The following is a 9,983-nucleotide window of genomic DNA, read 5'->3' as shown; positions in this document are numbered from 1 at the left end:
TTCGGGTTCGGGTTCGGGTTCGGGTTCGGGTTCTTCTAGTTTAGTCTCATCAAGAGCAATTTCTTGTATTTTTTCATCTAAAAAGAATTTTTATTTGTTCCTTAGGTATATTGCTTTCATAAAGCTCAGATAGGGTTTGAGCAAGACTCTGATCTTGTAGCTTGTCGTAATAATCCTCTAAGCCTAATTTTGCTGCAATTAATTGTGCAGCAAGAGTCAATGCAGTAGTTTGTTGTTCGTAGTAATTGTTGCCAGAGGTATCAACATATGTCATTAACTGATGTTTTTCTAACATTTCAACCGTTAATAAACTCCGACCTTTACTCACACTGTTGGGTATTTCATCCTGAGAGCTATGGGCGGACTGAAATTTAGTCGGGAAAAATAAAGTGCGTTTCAGAGCAATAATATCGAATTGCTCTGGAGCTAATTTGATATTGCTCGGAGGCATATAGCTTTGAGTGCCTCTTTTTAGTTGGATTTCCTCGCTCCGTCTCTCCATAGATAAACCAAAATCAATAAGATGAATGTTTCCATCTTTATCTACAGTGATATTGCCTGGTTTAATATCTCCATGGACATAGGCTTTACCTGTTTTTGAACTCTCACCAGAATGAAGCCTATGTAGCGATAAACAAACGCCAATAGCTAAGTCAACCCTTTCTTCGTCAGTGATTTTTCAACGATTGGATTAAGATTTAAAGCCGCATAAATGGCATCACGTTGCTCTTGCGTAAGTTCAATGGGAATAGAACCATCCTCTCCATTTCCCTGTAGGGTTTTCTTAATGCTCTCAGCTAAGAGATTATTATTGGGATCGCCATCTTTATCGAGATTGAGATCCACTACATTTCCATCTTCCAGATATTCAAGCATGAGATGACCCTTGTCACTACCACGTGTACCTATATAAGCGTAGATGGTATTAATCTCCCACTGGCCTAATTCATATGGAGGTTTGGCTAACACTATTTCATGGCCCTCAGGTCTGATTCGGTCAAGTAATGATTCACCCAGGTAACTCATTTCAACGTAGCTTTTACTCTTCTTTCCTTGACGTTCGCGTTCAACACTCCCTTTAGATAACCCTAAATCCATTAAAATACCTAATTCAGGGTCCACAGATGGTTTATTTCCATTAAGCTCCTGAATTTTGATAACGGAAATACCTCCAAATTCATCTTGAAGGTATTTAACCTTTCCAAAACCACCTTCTCCGATCACTGCATCGGGCTCTTTTCCTTGCGAGATGGCATAAATCTGGCCATCTATCTTAATAAACGAATGCGTTGTTTGATATTCATTAAAGAGTTGTGGTCGCTTCTTTCTGGGCTTAAATATGTCTTCCCCGTTTTCATTTTTCCTTTTACTGAAGAATAAGGTAGTTTAGTGCCATCAGGTTTGCTATCTAAATATGTATGAGCTGTTGTCCACTCATCGCTAGAAACTGTATGCATAATATACATCTTTTATTAATGTGCCTTATAATCAATATAGTATAAAATAATATTTTTTTTGAGCGCCGTTGTGTAGCGACAATTATTTTTGCGTTTAGAGGACAGCAATAAATAGTGGATGTGTAATAAACTGATCCCATGCCATACTTTCGGACACTCGGTTAAGTTAGTAAAATCACTAACCGAGGTAATGTATGACAGCAAAAAGAACACGTAAGATGCACACCGAAGAGTTCAAGCAAGAAGCCGTAAATTTGGCCGCGAAGCTTGGAGTTGCTACAGCGGCAAACGAGCTTGGCATTTATGAAACACAAATCTACGATTGGCGTACCAAACTCGCCAAGAAAGCCAGTACCAGCCAGCGTGAAGCAGAGCTTGCAGCAGAAGTGGCAAAGCTTAAACGACAACTGGCCGAACAAGCTGAGGACTTAGCCATTCTAAAAAAGGCGGCCACCTACTTCGCGAAGAACCAAAATAAAACGGTTTGAATTTATGCTTGAGCATCAGCACTGCTTCTCTGTAACGCGTATGGCTGTGGTGCTTCGAGTATCGCGAAGTGGGTATTATGATTGGCGTAAAAATGGCTCTAAGCTAAGTAATCGAGCCTTGAAGCAGCAGTCAAGAGATATGCGAATCAAAGAATTCTTTGATGACAGCAAAGGGCGTTATGGTGCTACTCGAATTCAACAAGACTTGATTGAAGATGGATCACCTGTGTCGATAAAACAATCAGTGACAGCATGCGCAGACAACAGCTCGTTCCCAAAGCAGCAAAGAAATTCAAAGTGACAACTGATAGCGACCATCAACTTCCCATCGCTGATAACCTGCTGGAGCGTGACTTTAGTGCCGATGCCCCTAACCAAAAGTGGGTTCAGGATATTACCTATCTCTGGAGCAGCGAAGGCTGGTTATATCTCGCCGTGGTCATCGATTTATATTCACGTGCAGTTGTTGGCTGGTCGATGAATAAGCGCATGAAGGCATCCTTAGTGACGGACGCCTTAACCATGGCAATGTTCCGCAGGGGGATGCCTAAAGGCGTTATCATTCATAGTGATAGAGGGAGCCAGTATTGCTCGCATGCTTATCGGGATTTAGCCCAAGACCATAATTGTAAAGTGAGCATGAGCCGAAAGGGTGACTGCTGGGACAACGCTGTTGCTGAGAGCTTCTTCCATTCTCTAAAGGTTGAAGCCATCATGTATGAGCCAATTATGACTCGAGCCGAGATGCGCCAAGCCGTATTTGAGTACATTGATATTGATTACAACCGTAAAAGAAGGCATAGTGCAATTGGCTATACAAGCCCTTTTAATTTTGAATTGAAGAAAATAGCTTAACTAAATGTCCAGAATTACTGCCTAGGATCACTATAATATTTCCATTTTTTATGGTGCGTAATATGAAAAAACTATTTGACGCGATAAGAAAACGCGATATAGAGCTTTTAAAAACACTGATTGAACAAGGGGTGGATATAGAGGAAGAGATGAACATGATTTATCTCCACTTTCTCTTGCATCTTCAATTGATAAGGGTGAAGCCAAAATGGTAGAGATATTACTTACGGCAGGGGCTAATCCTGATAGTCAAGATGCTTCAGGTATGACCCCTCTGCATGAGGTCTCTAAATTTTCATCTGCTAAACTTAAAGTGGCGGAGCTTTTAATTGGAGCCGGAGCAAATTTAAATGCAAGAACTCAAAAACTTGAAACTCCCCTTCATTTTGCAGCGAAAAAATCTGATAATGCTGCTTATATCAAATTATTAATTGATAATGGTGCCGATGTAAATGTAATTAATGAAAAAAGACAAACGCCCTTGTCATTAGCTGCCGATTGTCAAATTAACGATTTGTCTAATAAAACTATACCTCTTCTCATTAAAGCTGGAGCTGATGTAAACTTAAATAACCCACTTCTTAAAGCGGTCTCAGCCGGACAATTTGAATCTGTCAGAATACTGTTGAAGGCAGGGGCAAAAACAAGCGGTAGACATTCCCCTTTTGAATTTGCGCTTTCAAATATACACATGGGAAATTATATTTATTCCTCTTTAAAGTCTGCAGCACTTATGTTCTCTGATGAGAATAAGGCTGATTTTGACGAAGATGAACATAACGAGGTCATGCCAGGTATTAGGAAAGCTTTAAACTGTTTTTCTGAAATTTATCAAAAGTTAGATGAATTGCTTGACCTTGTTCAAGAAAGGGATGTTAAGGAGCTTTTCGATTCTATCGATCAACTGTTGAATGCTTTAGAGGTTGAGGACTTAGCGATTGTTGAAATTGATCTTTCCAAAGAAAGACTTCATATTCTTAGTCCAATATTTAATGCTTTCTTGGAAAAATCAGGAGGACTTGGGGATTATAATTTAGAAGCTCTCTGTGAAAAATATCCAGAACTGCTCAAACCTCATAAAAGGGATATCGAAAACTTTATCAAGGAAGCTGAAAAAAACGAGATTCTAGTTTAGTTAAATATAGTTTATTTCAATCTGAAGAATCTTATTTGATTTATTTTAAAAATTATTTGTCTGAGCTTCCTTCTGTAAAAACCTTTATCTGTGGAACTACTGGAACATATTAATTGTGCATAAGTTATAGTGATTTCTGGTGTATGATAAATTGTAGATTTGCGGCAAAAAAGCATTGAGTCATTATTTTCGCCCCAACCTATTGATTTTATTACGACTGCTAGCTAGTCTTGCTGCCCCCCAGGTAGAGCATAGTTACTAAATGGGGTTTTCCCGCATATCCAGCCCAAACTGAATATGCGGGAAAACCCAGTAGAGGGGTACTTACTATATCCAAAAGGCAGTCATTTAATTACAGCTCATAGATTTCCTAATCCCTTACTTCCTAACCTCGAAGACGTCCTAAATAAGGCAGGATTTATAGAAAGCGAAATATCTAAACTGGCTAAAGAGTTACGTTTTGTTACGAAAATCGATGATCCTATGGTGATGCTTTATGATGAGGTGTTCGATAAGGGCAATTCTGAGCAATCTATTGTTATTGATCGTAACTTTTCAGCAAAAAAGCATCAATTCATTATTTTCTCAAATTAACTTGTTGATTTTATTTTATAAAACAGAAAAACCATTGTAATGGTGAGCTTTGTCACAAAAATATAGATATTGGTCAGCATAACATAACGAGCATGTACGCTCGGTTTTTATATTTTCGCTATTTTATTGCACTTGAAAAACCTTTGATTATCTGTGAAGGGAAAACCGATGTGGCCTATTTAAAAATAGCAATAAAGCAACTTAAGAATCGGAATAACTATCATCTTCAACATCAAATTGATTTTTTCATTTCACAGATCGAATTAGCGAAGTTATGCATATCAATACTGGTACAAATTCATTGAAGAAATTTATTGAAAATTACGATAAACAAATTATGTTTACAAAAATAGTTCCGCAAAACCCTGTTATTGTGTTGCTTGATAATGATAAGGAAGCAGAAAGTGTAGTTCACTGCTTAAAGAGTAAATTTAATAAACTTAATTTAAATTATGATCGAAACAAAAACTTTATTTATTCTGTTGTAGAAAATCTTTTTGTTGTGTTATTGCCTAAAAATCACGAAGGAAAAGGCAAACAGGATTTAATAATAGAAGATTTCTTCGAAAAATCGGTCTTAGATATTAAATTAGGAGGAAAAACATTCTCTTCAGACAATGGAAGGGGCTTTGACTCGCAGAAGCACTATAGTAAACAAGTATTAGCAGAAAAAGTCATACGTCCTCAACAAGATATAATAAATTTTTCACGCTTTACTGATATATTAAATACATTAATGGAAACAATTGAGCAGTATAAGCCAGTGACAGAATCACATAAAAATTAATGAGCAGATAGTAAAGATTAAAAATGTTCTGTGAGTACAATCTCCTAAATGGTTTATACTAAATAATCACTATCCGGGCATTTTTTAAGAGCGCAAACTTTCGTTTGTTTGCTTTTTCATGAAAATCAAATTAAATAAATTCTTAATGGAGCAGGGATTTATTCTTAATAAAACAACTGGTGGGGTAGATGCATCTATTGCTATCGTTTTGCTAGATATTCCATACCTGTGAATAGTGTATTGCTACCGGCTACCATTCTGGCATTTTGTTTATATGGATGTGGGTGCAGAAAGCGTAAAGCAGAGTTTGAGATTGGATTTTTGTAGAGTAGAACGAAAGTTAGACAGGAAGCGGATGTCAGAGCCAAGGTGAATCAAGTCAGTATTGATAGATTCTGCAGTGTCTGTCTACTTCTAAAAAATTCATTTTCAAGACACCGCAGAATAAAATAGTATAAAAAGCGCGTTTGACGTGTTAAATGCAACAGGCGCTGACAGAGAGGGCTCGAACTCCTCCCCGCCAGCTAACCAAGTTATCTACGTTGGAGATAAAATGGCTAAACGAATCTTAGTCTATTTCAGTTTTATATTTCAATGGCATGTTCGTAAGAAACCGCCAAAATTTTCCCTTATTTAAGCACGTTGAAAAATTAAGGGCCTTTTTTATGGGTCTAGGCGTTCTTTGCCTAAAAATCTTAGTTAATTCAACCAATTGAGACACAGGGATTATTTTTTCAATAGTTCCTGTGCTATCTCGCGTCTTTAAAAATAAAGGACAATGATGGAAAAAATAAAACACGAAGCCTCGTATAAGAAACAGTCTTTACTCGATAGCCCTTTTTTAAAACCTTTGCTAAGGACTATCTAACTCATTTAGGGAATAGTAAGCCCACTCGTAAACAACTTGCCGAATTCCAGGATTTACTATCACATATCTGGCTAAGGCAACCCGTTTGTTTTGATTGGCGCTTAACGGAAAAAGAGAGACAATGCCTGTATTTATCTGCCCAAGGGAAAAGACTTAAAGAAATCGCGTCTTTTTTGAATGTCTCTATTAAACGAATCACCCAATACCGGCAATCAATTACTCAAAAGCTAGGCTGTAAAAACATCACCAGTGCCATTATTGTGGGGATTCGTTATGGAGAAATTAAGGCAACGGATTTAGTAACAGAGGACTAGTTCGAGAATGGCGGCAACAGCGGCTGACTGGGCTTGGAAAACGGAGTGAGAATAGCGGGTTAGTTAACCGAGTCTAGCCCGGCTCTCTTGGGTATCTAAACATTGTAGCACTTGATTCATCAGATCCTTCACGGTACTGGATCCAAAAAATGTATTGTACTCAGGGTGTTGACGCATCACTTCAGTCAGTTCTTCTTTGCTTCCACTACCATCCTTTAACATGTGGCGTGCTGCACTGAGGACTGCTGTTTTATGAAGATCGGATTTGCTCGTTTTCCCTTCTAGCTCAGTGAGCATTTTCCCTATTTTTGCCAACAAAAGCTCCGGGGTTACATTTCTGACATAGCTTGAGAAGAAGGTATATTTTCTTCCTTCTATCGTCGTGTATTCATTTAAAGCAGACAAATTTTTATGCATGACTTTACCAAAATCATCTTTATAAATCGCTTGATGATTTTGGCGCTGATCAACCATAAATCGCTTTAGGTCGTTAATTTTTTGCTGTACCGGCATGTCGTCCTGGCCAATCTTGCTTTGAATGTCTATTGCTACGGCCAGTTGCTGTTTCTTTATTTCTAATTTCGTTCTATCGACAGGCTTTGTTAATTTAGGAATATCCTCACTCAACTGGGCAGTTAACTTCTTGATATTGACAGAGACCTCAATCAAGACGTCATAGAGATTCAGCGTTTCAACAAAGGCATTCATTTCGTTGGCTACGTCACGTTTACTACCATGCTCACATTTGTCTACTAAATGCGTTTCGTAAGTATTCAGGTAAGCAATTTTTTGTCGCACGGCGTCGCTCATCTCGTTTGACGATTTTTTAAGTAGCTCTTCTTTCTCTTTTTGCAATTCCGCGTAATTACTAAGATTATCTTTATTAACAAGCAATTGGTAATTGTCCAGCCTGTTCCTGAATGATCTGACAAAACGGGTATGCTCTTGCAGCGCCTCCCTATAAACCGTTTTTCCAGCCTCATCCGCTTTGGGGAACGCTTGATTTCCAAATGCCTCGACTCCTTTTTTAAAGGCATCAAATTTAGCAAGAATCTCTTGAGTGAGAGGGTTGGATTTTTTACCTCTAAACTGATTTTCTACTTCCTCAATCGCCTTGAGGTCTACATTCGCTTGCTCATAGAGCGTTTTAATTTGTTGAAGCGTACTCTCCATACTCTCAGCTTCCTCTGGCATGGGTGCCGGCGGCGCTTTCATGACTTCAACAAACAAATCAGTTAGCTGATTTCGAAGCGTTTGTTCAACTAAAACATTCTGGCCTATGCTACCCAGGATTGCTTCTTTACGTTCACCAATTAGTTGTTTTATATCCTGGAAAAATTGCTTGGCGTAAACACCCATGTGTTGATTCACTAAATCACGGATGTCTTGGTCTACTATCGTTTCAAAGGTTTCTTGCTTCAATTGCTCGAATTTCTTGTTATTCGCTATCTCTTTTTCTTTCTTTAATTTCGTTAAATAATCGACTCTTTCCTCTGCAATTCTAATTTCTATCCGTCTAGTTGGCGTCATATCACCCGTTTGGGTTCGAAGCGTTTCTAATCGTCCTTTCTCATGCTCAAGTCGTGTTGAAAGAACGTCATTACCTGCCAATAAGGTTAAAATTTCTTGCTTGGAAAGCGGTGTTTGGGCATGCTTCACCAGCTCTTCCAGGAACTTATCAACTTGCTTCGTCAAGACAGAAGATAAAGCACCTGGTTTCAAACCTAGTGCAAACTCGGCATCGTCGGCTAACAAAATAATTGCTGCCGCGTCGCTCTGCAAACGTTGTAGTTTTTCCACAATTAAGTCGCGACTGCCAACACCCACATTGATTAATGCCGCATAAAGTGCTTGTACTGATTTGAGAAGTTTTTGTAGCTTTTCAGGTGTTGCACCCACATCCAATAGGAGTGGAAGCGTACCTTCCAGGGCAACAACAAAGCTTTCTTTATCCTGCACGAGTTGGCGAGATGCCGTACTATCATGTGAGGGAACGGGTAATTTCTTAACCCCTTCAATGAGCTCCTGTAAAGCAGCTTTGCGCTTCATTGCATCCACCTGCTCTTCCGTCATTTCTGCTGGAAACTCAGGCAGTGCAATGATCGTTGCAACAAGCTCGCCTATTTCTCTTTGAAGTTCGGGTGTTCCCTTGGAGAGAACATGGTGAAACACGTTATTTATTTTACTTTCTTTAATTTTTGCAATCAGTGTTGTTCTATCCTGAATGAGAATCCTGCTCAAAATTTGTTCGTAATCAGGGGGCTGATTGAATAAATCTTCTGTATAATAACTTTCATCTACTTGGGCTAAATAAGGTTGTAATTCCTTATAGTGATTTTTGATAGTCTCTTTATCAACAGGGGTTAGCGGCGTTCGTTTTTTAGCGATGTAGGTATCCAGTTTTTGTAAAACACCCGCAACTGGCTTTTTGCCTTGTTGTCCTTTAGGAACATGCCATTGGTTACCAAGCAGGTTGTCTAGTTCAGCCATGTCTACGTTGATTGCTTCAACCTGGCGTAAAGCAACCAAAACCTTATCAGCTAAAACGCCCTCTGGCGTTGAAGGGGGTCGTGTTAAACGCTCTGCTTCCAGCGCTTGGCGGAAGCGGTGAGAGATTTGCTCAAGGTCATGTCGTGGAATAATGTTTGTCGTCAGTGCGTCGATTACCCGTTGAAGTTCTGGCGTTCCCTTGGAAAGAACATGGTGAAACATGTTATTTAGGGCACCAGCTTTAATTTTTGCAATCAGTGTTGTTCTATCCTGAATGAGGATTTTCTGCAAAATTTTCTGATAATCTGGAGCGTCTTTTAATAAATCGTTTGTATAGTAATTTTTATTTACCTGAGCTAAATAAGGTTGTAATACCTCATAGCATTTTTTGATAATTTCTTTATCTTCATTAGTGGGCGGTATGTCTGATGTAACGAATTTAACTAAATAGGCATCCAATTGTTGTAAAGTGCCAGGCACTTGCTCTTCGACGTCCTGTCCTTCAGGGCTATTCCATTGGTTACCAAGCAGGTTATCCAAGTCACCCATGCCTGCTTTAATTTGTACTTTGATGTGATGTAAAGCAACTAAAATTTTGTCGACTAAAATGCCATCCTCGGTGACAGGTGTTTTTGTTAAACCCTGGTCTTCCAATTCTTGGATAAAGTGCATGAAGTCTTGCTCAAATTCGTTAAAGCGGACTTCAACTTGTTCAACCGGTGTATTTTCGAAAAACTTAAGGAGCTTATGCTCTAACCAATCAACAACTTTGGGTATGAGGCAAGGATCATCGGTGTGCGCCAAATAGTCCGTTACCTCTTCAGGTATCTTTTGCAATAAAACAGCAAATCGTGGATCAACTTTGGCTTTTTCGGCAGTCTCACTTACTTTTTTAGTCGTAGTTAACTTCGCTTGCTCAAAAAATTCGGCTAGTTCCTTCGTCGTATAACTTCGTATAATGTATGCTATACGAAGTTATTACGAAATCACGGATG

At 38.9% G+C, this 9,983-nt stretch carries 7 protein-coding genes and 3 pseudogenes; 5 read left to right on the top strand and 5 right to left on the bottom strand.

All coding sequences use genetic code 11. The features are described 5' to 3' along the window. Positions 1-73: 73 nt before the first annotated feature. The 4 genes and pseudogenes from BN58_RS32250 to BN58_RS30370 all read right to left on the bottom strand — a co-directional run bounded on the left by BN58_RS32250 (position 74) and on the right by BN58_RS30370 (position 1,457). Positions 74-451: a hypothetical protein gene (locus BN58_RS32250; RefSeq protein WP_026069159.1), complete on the bottom strand. Its 378-nt coding sequence runs from the start codon at positions 449-451 to the stop codon at positions 74-76. Between the two features lie 39 nt (positions 452-490). Then, positions 491-646 (bottom strand): annotated as a pseudogene (locus tag BN58_RS37355) (AarF/UbiB family protein); the annotation flags it as partial. Positions 647-648: 2 nt separating this feature from the next. Further along, positions 649-1,224, bottom strand: a complete 576-nt coding sequence (locus tag BN58_RS00540) for a hypothetical protein (protein ID WP_019215174.1) — start codon at positions 1,222-1,224, stop codon at positions 649-651. A 44-nt stretch (positions 1,225-1,268) separates the two neighbouring features. Further along, complete coding sequence (locus BN58_RS30370) at positions 1,269-1,457, bottom strand: hypothetical protein (protein ID WP_156812284.1); 189 nt, start codon at positions 1,455-1,457, stop codon at positions 1,269-1,271. 194 nt (positions 1,458-1,651) lie between these two features. On the opposite strand from BN58_RS30370, the pseudogene BN58_RS20770 reads away from it, so the two are divergent. From BN58_RS20770 to BN58_RS36695, 5 genes and pseudogenes are all read left to right on the top strand, one after another. Continuing rightward, positions 1,652-2,800, top strand: a pseudogene (locus BN58_RS20770) (IS3 family transposase). A 172-nt stretch (positions 2,801-2,972) separates the two neighbouring features. Then, positions 2,973-3,935 (top strand): annotated as a pseudogene (locus BN58_RS00520) (ankyrin repeat domain-containing protein); the annotation flags it as partial. 297 nt (positions 3,936-4,232) lie between these two features. Continuing rightward, positions 4,233-4,529, top strand: coding sequence for a hypothetical protein (locus BN58_RS00515; protein WP_019215169.1), 297 nt, complete (start codon positions 4,233-4,235; stop codon positions 4,527-4,529). A gap of 274 nt (positions 4,530-4,803) precedes the next feature. Continuing rightward, positions 4,804-5,316, top strand: a complete 513-nt coding sequence (locus BN58_RS00505) for a hypothetical protein (RefSeq protein WP_156812283.1) — start codon at positions 4,804-4,806, stop codon at positions 5,314-5,316. A gap of 933 nt (positions 5,317-6,249) precedes the next feature. Next, on the top strand, positions 6,250-6,498 hold the full coding sequence (locus BN58_RS36695; protein ID WP_332247902.1) for a response regulator transcription factor: 249 nt from the start codon (positions 6,250-6,252) through the stop codon (positions 6,496-6,498). Positions 6,499-6,561: 63 nt separating this feature from the next. Here the strand turns inward: BN58_RS36695 and BN58_RS20765 are convergent, their stop codons facing one another. Next, positions 6,562-9,825, bottom strand: coding sequence for a synaptonemal complex protein 1 (locus BN58_RS20765; RefSeq protein ID WP_019215166.1), 3,264 nt, complete (start codon positions 9,823-9,825; stop codon positions 6,562-6,564). Positions 9,826-9,983 lie beyond the last annotated feature (158 nt).

This window comes from Legionella tunisiensis, from assembly GCF_000308315.1.
Lineage (GTDB): Bacteria > Pseudomonadota > Gammaproteobacteria > Legionellales > Legionellaceae > Tatlockia > Tatlockia tunisiensis.
The sequence above is the reverse complement of the archived record's forward strand: the minus strand, read 5'-3'. Positions and strand labels throughout refer to the sequence as shown.

What these genes read in the sequence shown, in the direction of transcription:
- BN58_RS32250 (WP_026069159.1), bottom strand. Translation starts at nt 451, where the DNA reads ATGCCTCCGAGCAATATCAAATTAGCTCCAGAGCAATTCGATATTATT.
- BN58_RS30370 (WP_156812284.1), bottom strand. Translation starts at nt 1,457, where the DNA reads ATGCATACAGTTTCTAGCGATGAGTGGACAACAGCTCATACATATTTA.
- BN58_RS00515 (WP_019215169.1), top strand. Translation starts at nt 4,233, where the DNA reads ATGCGGGAAAACCCAGTAGAGGGGTACTTACTATATCCAAAAGGCAGT.
- BN58_RS00505 (WP_156812283.1), top strand. Translation starts at nt 4,804, where the DNA reads ATGCATATCAATACTGGTACAAATTCATTGAAGAAATTTATTGAAAAT.